The sequence below is a fragment of the Prochlorococcus marinus XMU1412 genome (genome assembly GCF_017696315.1).
Lineage (GTDB): Bacteria > Cyanobacteriota > Cyanobacteriia > PCC-6307 > Cyanobiaceae > Prochlorococcus_A > Prochlorococcus_A marinus_AF.
This window is the reverse complement of the sequence record NZ_JAAORJ010000004.1, coordinates 555,500-572,175: the sequence shown is the minus strand read 5'-3', so window position 1 is coordinate 572,175 and position 16,676 is coordinate 555,500. Positions and strand designations below refer to the sequence as shown.

General features: G+C 32.1%; 12 protein-coding genes. 6 read left to right on the top strand and 6 right to left on the bottom strand.

The features are described from left to right. Positions 1 to 101 precede the first annotated feature (101 nt). Entirely contained in the window at positions 102 to 746 is a 645-nt protein-coding gene (clpP, locus tag HA152_RS09625; protein ID WP_025945500.1) for an ATP-dependent Clp endopeptidase proteolytic subunit ClpP, read from the bottom strand. 65 nt (positions 747 to 811) lie between these two features. Next, positions 812 to 2,245, bottom strand: a complete 1,434-nt coding sequence (tig, locus tag HA152_RS09620; protein ID WP_209135782.1) for a trigger factor — start codon at positions 2,243 to 2,245, stop codon at positions 812 to 814. A 124-nt stretch (positions 2,246 to 2,369) separates the two neighbouring features. Between tig and HA152_RS09615 the strand changes: the two genes are divergently transcribed. From HA152_RS09615 to HA152_RS09605, 3 genes are all read left to right on the top strand, one after another. After that, positions 2,370 to 3,401, top strand: coding sequence for an aspartate-semialdehyde dehydrogenase (locus HA152_RS09615; RefSeq protein WP_209135781.1), 1,032 nt, complete (start codon positions 2,370 to 2,372; stop codon positions 3,399 to 3,401). Further along, positions 3,398 to 4,300, top strand: coding sequence for a 4-hydroxy-tetrahydrodipicolinate synthase (gene dapA / locus HA152_RS09610; RefSeq protein ID WP_209135780.1), 903 nt, complete (start codon positions 3,398 to 3,400; stop codon positions 4,298 to 4,300). The genes HA152_RS09615 and dapA overlap by 4 nt, the downstream gene beginning before the upstream one ends. Positions 4,301 to 4,380: 80 nt before the next feature. Further along, complete coding sequence (locus HA152_RS09605; protein WP_209135779.1) at positions 4,381 to 6,363, top strand: ribonuclease J; 1,983 nt, start codon at positions 4,381 to 4,383, stop codon at positions 6,361 to 6,363. Here HA152_RS09605 and tilS read toward each other — a convergent pair. Beyond that, positions 6,353 to 7,369: a tRNA lysidine(34) synthetase TilS gene (tilS, locus tag HA152_RS09600; protein WP_209135778.1), complete on the bottom strand. Its 1,017-nt coding sequence runs from the start codon at positions 7,367 to 7,369 to the stop codon at positions 6,353 to 6,355. The genes HA152_RS09605 and tilS overlap by 11 nt on opposite strands. Positions 7,370 to 7,454: 85 nt before the next feature. Between tilS and HA152_RS09595 the strand changes: the two genes are divergently transcribed. Both HA152_RS09595 and uvrB read left to right on the top strand, forming a co-directional pair. Next, positions 7,455 to 8,231, top strand: a complete 777-nt coding sequence (locus tag HA152_RS09595; protein WP_209135777.1) for a DUF561 domain-containing protein — start codon at positions 7,455 to 7,457, stop codon at positions 8,229 to 8,231. 29 nt (positions 8,232 to 8,260) lie between these two features. After that, entirely contained in the window at positions 8,261 to 10,300 is a 2,040-nt protein-coding gene (gene uvrB, locus HA152_RS09590; RefSeq protein WP_209135776.1) for an excinuclease ABC subunit UvrB, read from the top strand. A 7-nt stretch (positions 10,301 to 10,307) separates the two neighbouring features. Here the strand turns inward: uvrB and HA152_RS09585 are convergent, their stop codons facing one another. Both HA152_RS09585 and holA read right to left on the bottom strand, forming a co-directional pair. Beyond that, complete coding sequence (locus tag HA152_RS09585; RefSeq protein ID WP_209135775.1) at positions 10,308 to 12,068, bottom strand: aspartate kinase; 1,761 nt, start codon at positions 12,066 to 12,068, stop codon at positions 10,308 to 10,310. A 39-nt stretch (positions 12,069 to 12,107) separates the two neighbouring features. Continuing rightward, on the bottom strand, positions 12,108 to 13,109 hold the full coding sequence (holA, locus tag HA152_RS09580) for a DNA polymerase III subunit delta (RefSeq protein ID WP_209135774.1): 1,002 nt from the start codon (positions 13,107 to 13,109) through the stop codon (positions 12,108 to 12,110). A gap of 58 nt (positions 13,110 to 13,167) precedes the next feature. Here holA and HA152_RS09575 point away from each other — a divergent pair, with 58 nt between their 5' ends. After that, positions 13,168 to 13,791, top strand: a complete 624-nt coding sequence (locus tag HA152_RS09575) for a precorrin-8X methylmutase (protein WP_209135773.1) — start codon at positions 13,168 to 13,170, stop codon at positions 13,789 to 13,791. Between the two features lie 31 nt (positions 13,792 to 13,822). On the opposite strand, the gene mutS is transcribed toward HA152_RS09575, so the two are convergent. Next, positions 13,823 to 16,564: a DNA mismatch repair protein MutS gene (gene mutS / locus HA152_RS09570; protein WP_209135772.1), complete on the bottom strand. Its 2,742-nt coding sequence runs from the start codon at positions 16,562 to 16,564 to the stop codon at positions 13,823 to 13,825. Positions 16,565 to 16,676 lie beyond the last annotated feature (112 nt).

Sequence of the window (16,676 nt, the reverse complement as noted above, 5' to 3'; positions counted from 1 at the left end):
TATAAGTTTTTAAAGTGAAAGGTGTTAAATATTCCCTATTCACTAGGATTGCTCATAAATATCGATTCGTCATCATATTCTTAAAAAATCAGAACCCCTTGTCACTTTTTGATAACTTTATCAATTAATCCATATTCGACTGCTTCAGAGGGGGATAAAAAGTAATCTCTTTCTGTATCTTCATTAATTTTCTCTAAAGGTTGACCAGTATGTTCAGCTAAAAGTGAATTTAATGTTTTCTTGAGAAAAAGTATTTCTTTAGCTTGTATTTCAATCTCTACTGCTTGACCTTGTGCACCTCCCAGAGGTTGATGAATCATAATCCTAGAATTAGGTAAAGCCAATCTTTTCCCCTTTGCTCCTCCAGAAAGTAGAAATGCCCCCATACTTGCGGCTACTCCAAAACATATTGTCACTACATCAGGCGATATTTGTTGCATGGTATCGTAAATGGCCATTCCTGCAGTTACTGAGCCTCCAGGAGAATTGATATATATTTGTATGTCTTTTTCGGGATCTTCAGCTTCAAGAAATAATAATTGTGCAACAAGGGAGTCAGATACTTGATCATTAATTCCAGTACCTAAAAAAATTATTCTTTCCCTCAATAATCTTGAATATATATCAAAAGCTCGTTCACCTCTACCTGATTGTTCTATAACGGTGGGAACAGCGGCAATAGTTTTATGATTACTTTCGTAAGAACTTATTGAGCTTTGGATTAAATGTTTTTTTTCTGAGTTCACAAATTAGTTTTCGTCTTATAAATAATTTAGGGGGTTTTTGTTTAATTAGTAGGAAATTTCATAAATTATTTTTTTTCTTTTTTATTTCGAGTTTTTGTAGTTCCTGTAGTTTTTGTATTTTTAGTCGTAGTTTTTGCTGCTTTTGATGTTTTGGAGGTTTTTGTAGCTTTAGAAGTTTTTGTAGTTTTTTCTTTTACTTCAGAATTTTCTTCAAGCCAAATTATTAATTTTTCTTTGAGTAGATCGTTACTTACTACTTCTTCTAATCTTTTAATATCTATTTGTTTTGAAGATTGAGAGATTGCATCTTCATAATCTTTCATTTTTAAATCAATTTCATCTTTCTCGACTTTTATGTTTTCTGTTTCAGATAATGCTTTTAAAGCTAAATTTCTTTGAACATTTTTTTCAGCTTGAGGCCTTGTGGACTCTGCTAATGACTTAACTAATTCCGGAGTGAAAGTAGATTTTACATCAAGACCTTGTTGAGCAAATCTTTGAGCGGTTTGTTCAATATTATTCCTCACTTCTATATCAATCATAGATTTTGGAATTTCAGCAACCAATTCGTCTGTTAAGGCATCTAATAAAGCTTCAATTTTGATATCTTTTTGAGTTTTTTTAAAATTATCTTTAAGTTGCTTTTCAATATCTTTCTTTAACTCTTTTAATGATTCTTTGTTGCCAGACTGTTTTGCAAAATCGTCATTAAGTTCAGGCAATTCTTTTTCCTTAAGATCCTTAAGATTTACTTCAAAAATTGCTTCTTTGCCTCTTGAATCCTCATGAGAATAATCATCAGGAAATTTAAGGTTAAGTGTTTTAGTATCACCAATTTTCATCTTTACGATTCCCTCAACGAAACCGGGAATCATTTTGTTCTTTTCTAACTCAAGATCCATTGATTCACTTGTTCCACCATCAATCTCTTTCCCGGAATCTTTATATTTTCCTTTGAAACTAACTACAGCAATATCTCCTAATTTTGCTGCTCTATTGGTAACTGGAATAATGTTTGCAAACTGATTTCTAGATTTTTCTAGCGCTTCATCTATTGACTTAGGATCAAACTTTGTCTTTGATATTTCAACACTTAGTCCTTTGGATTTTTTAAGTTTTAATTCTGGGGCAACATCAGTTTGAAGAGTAACCTTGAGTGGTTTTTCAGGACTAAACTTTGCAAGTAAAGATTCAAATCCATCTACCAATTCTGGCTCACTTAGTGGCTCTATAGATTTTATTTTTAACGCTTCTTGCCATGATTTATCAATAATTTTTTCCAGAGCAGAGGCATGTAATTGTGTAATGCCAATTCTTTGGATTAAGACTTGTTTAGGAATCTTACCAAGTCTAAATCCCGGAATTTTAGCCGAACGACTGATAGAACTGATTGTTTCATTTACACACGTTTTGCATGTCTCAGATGGTATTTCTAATTCGAATGAAATTCTACTTTGAGGCAGAGGAGTTGTTTTGACTATTAGTGCATCTTTAGCCATGTTTTTCTAATTTATTACTATGAGCCGAACCTTAATTATTTCACATTATGTGATTTCCTTGAAAGTTAATTTTTTGATAAAGTAAAAAAAATAGTCAATCTATTTATAAAAATCATTTTAAAGTGTGAGACAATCTCCGTATTTGCCTAATAGGCCATTAAAAGTTGCTGTTTTAGGTTCTTCAGGTGCTGTGGGATCTGAATTACTGAAAATTCTTGAACAACGTGATTTCCCAATATCAGAATTGGTCTTGCTTTCATCAGAACGTTCAGAAGGAAAAAAAATTATTTGGAAAGGTGAAGAATTAGTTACAAAAAAAACAACTAAGGAAGAATTTCTGAATCTTGATTTAGTTTTAGCTTCAGCTGGTGGAAGTATTTCAAAAAAATGGTTGTCTACCATTATCGAACAAAATGCTTTATTGATAGATAATTCAAGCGCTTTTAGATTAGATAAGAATGTACCTCTTATAGTTCCTGAAGTTAATGCTAGTGAAGCACTTAATCATGATGGGGTAATAGCTAATCCAAACTGCACTACAATTTTGTTGACATTAGTTTTAGCTCCATTAAATAAACTTTCTACTATTCAAAGAGTTGTTGTCTCAACATATCAATCTGTAAGTGGGGCAGGCCAATTAGCGATGGAGGAACTCAAACTTTTAACTGAAAAATACCTTCATGGTAATCCTCAAAAAAGTGAAGTTTTGCCATATTCACTGGCTTTTAATTTGTTTTTACATAATTCACCAATGCTTGCAAATAATTACTGCGAAGAAGAGATGAAAATGGTTAATGAGACCAGGAAAATATTAAATATTTCTGATTTAAGGATCTCTGCTACATGTGTTCGAGTTCCAGTACTAAGAGCACATTCTGAATCGATCAATATTGAATTTGCTGGAGTAGTTGAGCCTAAAGATGCACTTAAAGAATTAAAAAAATCTCCAGGAATTGAAATTATTGAGGATTACAAAAATAATAGATTTCCTATGCCAAATGACGTTATGGGAAGGGATAATGTTGCTGTTGGCAGGCTAAGAACTGATATAAGTCAGCCTAATGGATTAGAATTATGGTTATGTGGAGATCAAATAAGAAAAGGCGCAGCTCTTAATGCTGTTCAAATAGCTGAGTTATTAATTCCAAAAAAATGATTCTAGAAAAAACTGAGTGTAATAACCCACTATTTGGAAAAATATTGACTGCAATGGTTACTCCATTTACTGAAAGTGGAGATGTAGATTATGAACTAGCTATTAAACTCTCAAATTATCTTTATGAGAACGGTTCCGACGGAATAGTGTTATGTGGCACTACTGGAGAATCTCCGACTCTTTCATGGACTGAACAGCATGATTTATTTATTGCGGTAAAAGGATCTTTGGATTCAAGCTGTAAAGTAATAGTTGGCACTGGTAGTAACTGTACAAGCGAGGCTGTGGAAGCTACAAAAAAAGCCTACGACTCTGGTGCCGACGGTGCTTTGGTCGTTGTTCCTTATTACAATAAGCCACCTCAAGAAGGTCTTTTTAAACATTTCAGTTCTATTGCTAATTCCGCAAAGGATTTGCCTCTAATGCTCTATAACATTCCAGGAAGGACTGGATGCAATTTATTACCTGATACTGTAAAGAAACTTATGGATTTCTCTAATATTCTCAGTATTAAAGCTGCAAGCGGTAGAATAGAGGAAGTAACAGAAATAAGAGCTATTTGTGGCTCTGAACTCTCTGTATATAGTGGCGACGATTCATTGTTGCTTCCAATGTTATCTGTAGGTGCTGTAGGAGTAGTAAGTGTTGCAAGCCATTTAGTTGGATTGCAATTGAAAGAGATGATTCTTTCCTTTCAGAGTGGAGATGTGTCCAAGGCGCTTTCTATTCACGAAAAACTTCAGCCTCTTTTCAAAGCACTCTTTATGACTACTAATCCAATCCCGATTAAGGCTGCCTTAGAGCTATCTGGGTGGAATGTGGGTAATCCTAGAAGTCCTTTGTCACCATTAAGCAATGACATGAAAAAGCAATTATCTTTTATCCTGAAATCCCTATAATAGGGATTATATTTAACTTGATAATTAAATTTAAATAAACCTTATTTGATTACAAGCAGGCCTTCATAAATTTCAAAATTATGCAATCAAGTACAAATTCAACTGTAAATAGATCTACTAATGATTCATCTAGATCTAAAAGTAATACGCCAGCATTACGCGTAATACCTCTTGGAGGACTACATGAAATAGGAAAAAACACTTGTGTTTTTGAATATGGTGATGAGTTGATGCTTGTTGATGCAGGCTTAGCTTTCCCATCTGATGGTATGCATGGGGTAAACGTTGTTATGCCAGATACAACTTTTTTAAAAGAAAATCAAAGAAGAATTAAAGGAATGATTGTCACTCACGGTCATGAAGATCATATTGGAGGTATTTCTCATCATCTAAAGCATTTTAATATTCCGATTATTTATGGCCCAAGACTGGCAATGTCAATGCTTAGAGGAAAAATGGAGGAAGCAGGGGTATCTGATAGAACAACTATACAGACAGTAAATCCAAGAGATGTTGTAAAAGTTGGACAACATTTTTCTGTTGAATTTATTCGAAATACCCATTCTATTTGTGATAGTTTTTCTTTAGCAGTTACAACACCTGTTGGCACAATTATTTTCACAGGAGATTTTAAATTTGATCATATGCCAGTTGACGGAGAGCAATTTGATATTGAAAGAATGGTGCATTATGGAGAGAAGGGCGTTTTATGTATGTTCAGTGATTCGACTAATGCCGAAGTTCCAGGCTTTTGTCCCTCTGAGAAGACTATTTATCCCTCTTTAGAAAAACATATTGCGGAGGCAAAAGAACGAGTTATCCTTACCACTTTTGCTAGTTCTGTTCATAGAGTGACAATGATCTTAGAGTTGGCCATGAAACATGGAAGAAAGGTCGGTTTGTTAGGTAGATCGATGATAAATGTTATTGCTAAGGCGAGAGATATTGGTTATATGAAATGCCCAGATGATTTGTTTGTTCCTATCAAGCAAATTAGAGATTTGCCAGATAGAGAGACCTTATTATTAATGACTGGAAGTCAAGGAGAACCCCTAGCAGCGTTAAGCAGAATATCTCGTGGTGAACATCAGCATGTTCGTCTTAAGACTACCGATACTGTAATATTTTCAGCCAGCCCAATTCCTGGTAATACGATTTCTGTTGTTAATACAATAGATAGATTAATGAAACTCGGAGCAAAGGTTGTTTATGGAAAGGGTGAGAATATTCATGTTTCTGGTCATGGTTTTCAAGAAGATCAAAAGTTAATGTTGGCTCTTGCAAAACCTAAGTTTTTTGTTCCAGTTCATGGAGAACATAGAATGCTTGTTTGTCATGGCAAGAGTGCACAAACTATGGGGGTTCCAAAGGATAATATTTTAATTATTGAAAATGGAGATGTAGTTGAGTTAACACCTAATTCTATTCAAAAGGGTGATCCTGTAAAAGCTGGAGTTGAACTGCTTGATAACTCACGAAACGGGATAGTAGATGCTCGAGTATTAAAGGAAAGGCAGCAATTAGCTGGGGATGGTGTAGTAACTGTTTTAGCTCCTATTAGTACAGATGGGAAGATGGTTGCGCCTCCCAGAGTGAATTTAAGAGGAGTTGTAACTACTGCAGAGCCAAGAAAAATGTCTATGTGGACAGAACGAGAAATAAGCTGGGTCTTAGAAAATAGATGGAAACAATTATCCAGGCAAACTGGACCGAATAATTTTGAAGTAGATTGGATTGGTGTACAAAGAGAAATTGAAAATGGTTTATCGAGAAGAATGAGAAGAGAATTACAAGTTGAACCACTTATTTTGTGTTTAGTTCAACCTGCTCCAAGTGGAACTCGTGCTTATATTCCAAAGATTACTGAAGAGAAAAATTTTTCCAATAGAAATAGAAATAATAATTTCCATAAGAAATCTAATAATAATCACCCGAATAGTTCAAATAATCCACAAAATACCCAAAAAAGTCCAAAAGTTTCAAAGAATCCAACAGCTGATACTGCTATAGAAGATTCATTTGAAGGTAGAACAAGAAGAAGAAGATCTGCTGTCACATCTTAACTTTTTCAAAATTTATATAGTTTTTATTCCAAACAATTTTTAAAAACTCTTGTAAGTTAATTTGACCTTTATTTTTTTCATAAATTGAAGTTGCTAATTTTGTTAGATTTTTAGAACTCCATTGCTTTGCAGATATTTCTTTTAAAAATTTATTTAAGATTGTGCACCTTGCTTCAACACACATGTTATTTAAGAGATTTCTATTGATACCTTTCACATCTTTACAATATAGGTATGCTAGTTCACTAAGATCATTACGTTCATTATTGTAATTGCTCATTTTTTGGGAAAAATTATTTATCCTTTCAGAACAACCTGGATAGATAACTTCTAAAGCTGGAATAATTTTTTTTCTAACTAAATTTCTTTTTAATTTAAGATCTGTATTTGTAGGATCTTCCCAGACAGGGATTTTCATATTATTACAAATTTGTTGTGTATCTTCTCTACTGAAAATCAATATTGGCCTTATTAAAAAAATTTGATTTTCTAGTAATCTTTTGCTCTCAATATTACTCAGGCCGGCAAAATTGCTCCCTCTAGATAAATTGAGGATAAATGTTTCTGCGTTATCACTACTCGTGTGACCAGTTAACAAATAAATATTTTGTTTTTGCTGGTACTTATTTAATAAAGTTTTGGCCCTTTCACATAATTTTTTATATCTCCATTCTCTCGCTTTTTCTTCTGAAGAAATGTTTTCTTTTTGTGCTTTATCAAAATAGAATGAAATATTTTTATCTTCGCAATAACTTTTTAATTCAAGAGCATACACTGAGGATTTTTCGTGCCACTGATGATCACCATGCCAAACACTAATAGACCAATTATGAATTTTTTTTAGGTCATTAATTAGTGTTAATAAGACCATGGAGTCTTGTCCTCCTGAAACACTTATTAAAATATTAGATCCTTTGGGAATTAATATTTTTTTGCTAAGAATCTCTTTGTGAAGCTTATGATGCCAAGATGACCAATTTTTCTGAGTTAATTTTTTATCAGACATTTTGTGTTGCTCAGATAATATTTTTTAAAAAATGCACTGTTTTACTAAAACAATGTCACAATCGGGTAATAAATTCATTAAGTAAATGAGTCTGATTAATCTTTTGCCACAAAAAATCAAAGAAGAGTTAAGAAGCAAATCTTTACTCAAAGTTATTTCAGGATTGAATAATTTCGATGTTCAATCTGTGAAAATAATTGTTGAGGCTGCTTCATTAGGAGGTGCAGATCTTGTAGATATTGCTTGTAAACCTGAACTAGTTGATTTAGTACTTAAAAATTCAACACTACCCGTTTGTGTTAGTTCAGTAGTACCTCAATCTTTTCAAGATTCTGTAAAAGCAGGAGCATCATTAATTGAAATAGGAAATTATGATACTTTTTATGAAAAAGGCATTAATTTTTCAGAAAAAAAAGTTTTAAACATTACAAAAGAGACGAGGGATTTATTGCCTAATGTTCCTTTATCAGTAACTGTTCCTCATACTATGCCTATTGATAAACAAGTTGATCTTGCTATAAAGCTAGTGGAAGAAGGTGTTGATATTATTCAAACAGAAGGTGGCACCAGTTCTACTCCTTACTCTTCAGGAATTCAAGGCTTTTTTGAAAAATCAGTACCAACTCTTGCAGCTACCTATGCTATTCATCAAGAATTTAAGAAACAATCTCTTAATATACCAATCATGAGTGCCTCTGGATTAAGCCAAGTAACTTGTCCACTAGCAATATCCTCTGGAGCCTCAGCAGTTGGCGTTGGATCTGTAGTTAATAAATTAGATGATTTAATATCGATGATTGCGGTTGTTAGGGGCTTAAAAGAATCTTTGAAAAATTCAATAATTGGAGAAAAAATTTCTTAGTATAGCTATACCCTTTTGCTACAAGGTTGATGAACAACTATAAGCTTCAAGCTCCTTACGAACCAAATGGAGATCAACCAGAAGCTATTAAACAATTAGTTAAAGGCGTCAATACTGGTAAAGAGTTTCAGACTCTTTTAGGAGCTACTGGAACTGGTAAAACATTTACTATTGCGAATGTAATACAACAAACAGGAAGACCGGCACTTGTATTAGCCCATAACAAAACTTTAGCTGCACAACTATGTAATGAATTAAGGGAATTTTTTCCAAAAAATGCTGTTGAGTACTTCATTTCTTACTACGATTATTATCAACCTGAAGCTTATGTACCCGTAAGTGATACTTACATAGCCAAAACGGCTTCAATCAATGAAGAAATAGATATGCTTAGGCATTCTGCAACACGCTCATTATTTGAAAGAAAAGATGTAATTGTTGTAGCCTCAATAAGTTGCATTTATGGTCTTGGTATACCGAGTGAGTATTTAAAAGCTGCGGTTAAATTTGAAGTGGGAAAATCAATAAATCTACGTTCCTCTTTGAGGTCTCTCGTTGAAAATCAATACACTAGAAATGATATTGAAATTACTAGAGGCAGATTCAGAATTAAAGGCGATGTTTTAGAAATCGGTCCAGCTTATGAGGATAGATTAATTAGAATTGAATTATTTGGTGATGAAGTCGAAGCTATTAGATATGTTGACCCTACTACAGGAGAAATACTTGAAAGTTTGGAACAAGTTAGCGTTTACCCAGCGAAGCATTTTGTGACCCCAAAAGAAAGACTTGAGAGTGCAATAAGTGCAATTAGAAGTGAATTAAAAACTCAACTAGATAAATTTACATATGAAGGAAAATTATTAGAGGCTCAACGTCTAGAACAACGCACAAAATATGATTTAGAAATGCTCAAAGAGGTTGGCTATTGTAATGGAGTTGAGAATTATGCTCGTCATTTATCAGGGAGGAAGGAAGGTTCACCGCCAGAATGCTTAATAGATTACTTTCCCAAAGATTGGTTGTTGGTAGTTGATGAGAGTCATGTAACATGTCCTCAACTTCACGCGATGTACAACGGTGATCAATCTAGAAAAAAAGTTTTAATAGATCATGGTTTTAGATTGCCCAGTGCTGCAGATAATAGACCTTTAAAATGTGAAGAGTTTTGGGAAAAATCAAAACAAACATTATTTATTAGTGCAACCCCAGGTCAATGGGAATTAGATCAATGTGATGGTGAATTTATTGAGCAAGTTATAAGACCAACTGGGGTATTAGATCCTGTAATTGATGTAAGACCTAGTGAGGGCCAAATAGAAGATCTGTTATCTGAAATAAGAATTAGAGCTGATAAGAATCAACGAGTGCTAGTGACAACACTTACTAAGAGAATGGCTGAAGATCTAACAGATTTTTTATCTGAAAATAAAGTAAGAGTTAGATATTTGCATTCCGAAATCCATTCAATTGAAAGAATTGAAATTATTCAAGACCTCAGAATGGGCGAATATGATGTTTTGGTAGGAGTTAATTTATTAAGAGAGGGACTAGATCTTCCTGAAGTATCCTTAGTTGCCATTTTAGATGCTGATAAAGAAGGTTTTCTCAGAGCTGAGAGGTCATTGATTCAAACAATAGGCAGAGCTGCAAGACATGTTGAAGGTGTTGCTTTGCTTTATGCAGATAACTTCACAGATTCAATGAAAAGAGCAATATCTGAAACTGAAAGAAGAAGAACTATTCAAAAAAAATATAACCAAGTCAATGGTATTACTCCAAAACCTGCAGGCAAAAAAATAGAAAATTCAATATTATCTTTTCTAGAACTTTCCAGAAGACTAGATGCTGGTGGTTTATCTAAAGATTTAATAAATATAGTTAATAACAAAACTGACGCAATTCTCAGTTCCGGTGATAATCAATGTTTGCTCGAAGAATTGCCTGACTTGATAGAAAAGTTAGAAATTAAAATGAAAGATGCAGCAAAAGAGTTAAATTTTGAAGAAGCAGCAAATTTGAGGGATAGAATCAAAAAATTAAGACAAAAATTGGCAAGAAATAATTAAAAAGAATTTATTTTTCTAATTCGAAATGATTATGAATAGCATTAACTGCTTTGTCACAATCTTTTTCTAAAACAATACATGAAGTCCTGATTTCACTAGTGGCAATCATTTCAATATTGATATTTTGGTCAGCCAATGCTCTAAATATTTTTCCAGCCGTTCCAACCTTAAATGCCATTCCCGCTCCTACGGTACTTACTTTGGCTATAGCAGGGCCATCTTCAATGTATGATCCGGGTAATTTTTTTGTTAAGGCCTCAAAAACTAAGTTAGCTTTTTCTCTATCTTGTTTATTCATTGTAAGACTAATATCCTTAGTTTTTAAAGAGGAAATTCTTTCAGACTGAACGATAGTATCGATAAGTAAATTATTTTCAGCTAATGCTAAACATATCGATGCTGCTACACCTGGACGATCAGGCAGTTTTCGAAAACTTACTTGAACTTGGTTTTTATCTAATGCAATTCCTCTTACTTCAGGTTGATCTTGTTTTTCATTGATTGGATTAACAAATATTTGTGTATCGGATAACTTAAATTTCTCAGCAACAAATCTAATAGTTTTTGGTATATTATCGATTTCAATTACACAGCTGACTTTAATTTCACTAGTAGCTATTAACCTCACATTTATATTCGCTTGAGATAAAGTATCAAATAAATCAGCTGAAACACTAGGTCTGCCCATAATGCCTGCTCCTTGAATACTTAATTTAGTCATTTTTGTTTTTAAGTTATATTCTCCTCCTAATTGACTAGTTATAAGTTCACATTGTTCTGCAGTTTTTTTAACTTCTAATTCACTAACGGTAAATGTAATATCGTTTTTATTTCCATCATTTGTCGCTTGTATTATTAAATCTACACTAATACTTGCTTCTGAAAGTTTTTCAAATATTTGAGCAGCAATCCCAGGCCTATCAGGAATATTTGAGAGACTGAATACTGCTTGGTTTTCTAACACCTCAAGACTATTGACTGTTTTTGTTAATTCTAAGCTTCCTCTTTTTAGCGGGAGAGGTTGGATTTGACTTTCTAGGAGAGTCCCACTTGAGTCACTTTGGCTTGATTTGACACACAATTTAATTCCATAATTGCGAGCAATTTCTACTGCTCTTGGATGCAAAACTGAAGCACCGACACTTGCAAGTTCAAGCATTTCCTCGCAGCTAATTTCATCTAAGAGTTTTGCATTAGGAACAATTCTTGGATCAGTAGTAAGAACTCCCGGAACGTCTGTATAAATTTCGCACGTTTCAGCGCCTAAAGCTGTTGATAAAGCTACTGCGGAAGTATCTGAACCACCTCTTCCCAAAGTTGTAATTTCCATTGAACCCGTATGGCTTAATGTTGTTCCTTGAAATCCAGCCACTACAACTACAAAACCCTGATTTATATAATTTCGGATCCTTTCTGTCTTAATATCCAGAATTCTCGCTTTCCCATGAATTGATTCAGTAATAATTCCAACCTGGCTACCGGTCATTGAAATTGCGGGTATTCCGTATTCGTTTAATGCCATTGATAGAAGAGCTATGGTTACTTGCTCTCCAGTTGAAAGAAGCATATCCAATTCTCTTCGATTAGGATTTTTACTAATTGATTCCGCTAAACAATTTAAATCATCTGTAGTTTGCCCCATTGCAGAGACAACTACGACAATTTCATTTCCTGCTTCTTTACTTTGACAGATGCTACTTGCAATATTTTTAATTTTTTTAATATCACCTACAGAAGTACCGCCAAATTTTTTTACTAGTAAAGCCATATTTAAATCATAATGTAAATTCTTAAACTTATAATTTGGTTAACTTAAATTAATTAATTTCTCTGTAAAAACATTTATAGGATTATTACCTTGTTTTAGTAATGATTCAATATCTAGTAAGTTACTCATTAAATTAATTAAATATTCTTGAGATACATTTTTGACTTTTCTTCGAATAAAAAAAATTCTTTTTGGATTAGAAATGCCTGCAAGATTACAAATCTTATCTGCATTATCGTTACCTGAATTAACTGCTAATTTTATAATGGTATGAATTCTTATTTGACTAATTAAACCTGCATTTAGTCTTAAAGCAGGTTCCCCTTTCTGTAAGGAATAATTTATTTCTATGAGGCTTTCATTAATATTTCTTTGTAAGAGAAGATCAATGATTTTGAAAATATTGGATTGATGATCACTAAATATTTTTTTTACATCAATACTTTTAATAAAAAGTTGTGAATTCGAATCACTTGATACTGCAGAAAGGTATGTTTTTGCTTTGGCTAATTCATTTATTAGTTTAAAGCTATCATTACCAACTGAATCAATTATTAATTCAGCTGCATTTTTATCAATTTTGATATTCATTTCATTTGCTGCATTTTCTAAAAATCTTTTTTGCCCCTCATAGTCCCAGATTTCTGGTAAAGAAAATGACTTTTCTTTAGCTAAATTATTTTTGATAAGTTTTTGTAAAAATTTAGTGCTCTTTAGTCTTGAGTCTGGTTTTTTTGTATTTTGTAAAATGAAATAAGTATTTTGAGGTATGTTGTCATGAATTTTTTCAAATTTAGTTCTTAGATCCTCATTTTTGGCAGTAAAAATTGGATTATTTTTCAATGTCACTATTCTATATCCCTCTCCAAAAGGAGGTGTAAGAACTTCATCAAAAGCTTTATTGACTTGCTCATCATCATCTCCATTTAAATTTGTTACGTTAATTTCTTTCCATTCTTTGGATACTTCCTTATCAATTAATTTTTGAATAAATGTATTTTGAGCATTTAAATCATTACCCCATAATATTTGTATTGGCATAATAGCTCAATAAAAACCATATATTAACTATGATTACTTCTAACACAAATTAAATTTAATGGTAATAGATCATCCAATTTTTTTGGAAAGCATCAGATTCATAAGATCTCATTTATTAGCAAATGATCTAAATTATTTGGAAACAAAAGTGTTGGAGAGATTAGTACATACTTCAGGAGATTTTTCAGTTCAAAATCTTGTAAATTTTAGTGAAGGTGCTTGCGAAAAAGGGCTTAAGGCACTTAAAAATGGTGCTCCGATTTTAACTGATACTGATATGGCTGCAGCAGCAATAAAATCCATGGCAGAAAATACCACTAGGAATAAAGTATTCACCGCTAGAATGTGGTTTGAAAAAAATAATCATACAAATTTAACTAAAACTGCATATGGATTAAGTGAAGGTTGGAAGGAGTTATCCGCTATGCATTCTGGAAGCAAATCACCAATTATAGTTATTGGCAGTTCTCCTACAGCGTTAACTTATTTAATTGATATTTTAGAGAATGCAAAAGATTTACCTAGTTTAATTATCGGAATGCCTGTTGGATTTATTGGAGTAGAGAAAAGCAAAAACAAACTAATTTCAACCGATCTTCCTAGAATTGTTTTGAATTCAACTAGAGGAGGCGCTGCTATGGCAGCTGCTGCGGTTAACGCCTTATTGAGGGAAACTATTTAAAAAGTATTTATTTTATAAAAATGTCAAAAATCTACTTAATATCATAATTTAATTTGTTATTTTCTTCTAAAGAATTTAAAACTGATTTTGCTTTTTCTATAACTTCTTTTGGAACTCCTGCTAATTTAGCTGCTTCTATGCCATAGCTTTTGTTTGAGCCCCCTTTAACAATTCTGTGGCTAAAAATTAGCTGATCGTTATTTTGTTCTACTAAAACTTGAAAATTTTGTATATTCCTATTTGAATTTTTTAAGTAATTAAGCTCATGATAGTGCGTAGCAAAAATAGTATTACATTGAATTTTTTTTGCAAGATATTCACTTACTGACCAAGCTATTGAAAGTCCATCAAAAGTTGATGTCCCTCTGCCTATCTCATCAAGTAAAACTAGTGAGCTAGAAGTTGCCTGATTTAGAATTGATGCAGTTTCAGACATTTCTACCATAAATGTTGATTGCCCAGATGATTGATCATCAACTGCCCCAATTCTTGTGAAAATCCTATCTGCAATCTTGATTTCAGCATTATTAGCAGGAACAAAGCTTCCAATTTGTGTGAGAATTTGTATTAAACCGAGTTGTCTTATAAAGCAACTTTTTCCGCTTGCATTGGGACCGGTTAATATAATTAATTTTTGATTATCCTCAAAAGAGATATCGTTTGCTACAAACTTTTTATCACTTAACAATTGCTCTACAATTGGATTTCTTCCTGCGATAATTTTTGTACTATTTTTTGTCATTGAATCATTTATTGGTATTAATGAAGGTTTTATAAAATTGTTTTCTACTGAAGTAATTGATAAACCAAGCAGTGCATCAAGAGATGCTATGGATTTTGCGATTGATCTTATTTGTTTTGTTTTTTCAGCAACTATATTTCTTAATTCGCAGAAAATTTCATATTCTTTTGAAGAAGCTCTACTTTTTATTTGGAAAATCTTATTTTCTTTATTTTTAATTTCTGAAGTGATATACCTTTCTTCATTAGTAAGTGTTTGCCTTTTGATCCAATGTTGTGGAGCTAAATTAACTTTTGATTTATTTATAGAAATGTAATAACCAAAATTTTTATGAAATTGAATTTTTAGGTTTGAAATTTTGCTAATTTTTCTTTCTTTTAATTCTTCTTTATTTAGCCACTCAGAGTAATCATCCATTAAATTACGTAAACCATCTAATATATTGTCAACACCATCGTGGATCATGCCTCCTTCACTAATATTTAGAGGGGGATTTTCTATTAGTTTAAAACTTATAGTATCAGCTAATTCTAAGAGTCCTTCATCAATATTTTTTAATTGATCAGTCCAATCTGGGAGATCATATTTAAATAATTTAATTATGGATTTTAGTCTAGGCAATTTTTTTAAACCTTCAGCTATTGCAATTAAGTCTCTGGGACTTGCATGACCTGCACAAGCTCTACCTGCAAGTCTTTCTAAATCCCCCATTGCTCTAAGTAAATTTTGAGTATCTGTACGTAATTTTTTAGATTCAATAAAGTTTGTAATTATATTTTGTCTTTTATAAATTTCATTAACGTTTAATAGTGGTGAATCTATCCACCTTCTTAAACACCTTGCACCCATGCAAGTATAAGTTCTATCAATACTCCATAAGAGCGAGCCTACATAATTGTGTTCTCGTTGTGTATTTTTGATTTCTAAGTTTTTTTGAGTTTGATAATCAATAATTAATTTGTTGTGACCATATTGGATTTGTGGAAAGTCTAATGAGATTTTTAATGAAGAATCTTTATCTAAATTTGAAGGATTAATTTTTTCTAAATAATTTAATAAGCCTCCAAGTGATCTAGTTGCATTGTTTAAATTTTTAAGTCCTATTCCCTCTAAGTTTGCAATTTGGAAATAATTTTTTATTAGATAATTTGCTTCATTAATTCCAAAATTAGTCTCTTGAGAAACAGTATATGTAATTTGCCTATTTCCTTTAATTAATAAATTTCTTACTGCATTGCTTCCTACAATGATTTCTGAAGAATCTAATTTAATAATTTCATCAAATAGTTTTGACAGAGATTGGCCTTCTAAAGTTATTAATTCTCCTGTGCTTACATCAGCCTTTGATATGCCCCATTCATAAGATTCATCTGAGTTTTCTTCTGATAAGTAAATAGCAGTAATCCAATTATTTTTCTTTGCTATCAACATCCCCTCTTCAATTACAGTTCCAGGAGTAATTATTCTTGTTATTCCTCTTTTAATTGGAGTCCCATAATTGCCAGAACTTTTTTCTAATTGATCGCATATAACTACAGAGTAATTTTTTTTAATTAAATCAGCACAGTATCTCTCCATTGCATGATGGGGAACCCCTGCCATAGGGATCTTACCAATCTCTTTGCCAGCATCTTTACTGGTAAGCGTTATTTCTAAAAGGTTAGATATTAATACAGCGTCCTCAAAAAAACATTCAAAAAAGTCTCCTAATCTATAAAGTAATAACCTATCTTTATTTTCTTCTTTTAGAGTTACATAATGCTTCATTACAGGAGTTAATTTCAGTTTTGAAACAGTTTTATAGCTATAGGATTCTTCATTGATGCAAACATTTTTGTTATTTGAAATTAAATCAGTCTTGAATTTATTTATTAAATTAGTTGAATTTTTTCTTTGTCTGGGTCTTTTTTGCGATTCTTTTTTTAAATCTTCCAAAGATAAATCTTCTGTAATTTTTGTTATTTCTTTTTGCTCATTATTATCATTACCAATTGCAAATAAATTCTTTTGAATTATCGTATCTTCTTGCATACTTTTTTAATTCCTAAATAGATATTAGGTAGAAATTTTTTTTTTGCATTTTAAAGTGGCTAAAGTATGTAAATTTTCTCTAAAAATTATCATTTTCATGAGATTATAGTAT

Excerpts from the sequence above, each read along its gene's own strand:
- tig (WP_209135782.1), bottom strand. The coding sequence starts at position 2,245 with ATGGCTAAAGATGCACTAATAGTCAAAACAACTCCTCTGCCTCAAAGT.
- dapA (WP_209135780.1), top strand. The coding sequence starts at position 3,398 with ATGATTCTAGAAAAAACTGAGTGTAATAACCCACTATTTGGAAAAATA.
- HA152_RS09605 (WP_209135779.1), top strand. The coding sequence starts at position 4,381 with ATGCAATCAAGTACAAATTCAACTGTAAATAGATCTACTAATGATTCA.
- tilS (WP_209135778.1), bottom strand. The coding sequence starts at position 7,369 with ATGTCTGATAAAAAATTAACTCAGAAAAATTGGTCATCTTGGCATCAT.
- HA152_RS09595 (WP_209135777.1), top strand. The coding sequence starts at position 7,455 with ATGAGTCTGATTAATCTTTTGCCACAAAAAATCAAAGAAGAGTTAAGA.
- uvrB (WP_209135776.1), top strand. The coding sequence starts at position 8,261 with ATGAACAACTATAAGCTTCAAGCTCCTTACGAACCAAATGGAGATCAA.
- HA152_RS09585 (WP_209135775.1), bottom strand. The coding sequence starts at position 12,068 with ATGGCTTTACTAGTAAAAAAATTTGGCGGTACTTCTGTAGGTGATATT.
- holA (WP_209135774.1), bottom strand. The coding sequence starts at position 13,109 with ATGCCAATACAAATATTATGGGGTAATGATTTAAATGCTCAAAATACA.
- HA152_RS09575 (WP_209135773.1), top strand. The coding sequence starts at position 13,168 with ATGGTAATAGATCATCCAATTTTTTTGGAAAGCATCAGATTCATAAGA.
- mutS (WP_209135772.1), bottom strand. The coding sequence starts at position 16,564 with ATGCAAGAAGATACGATAATTCAAAAGAATTTATTTGCAATTGGTAAT.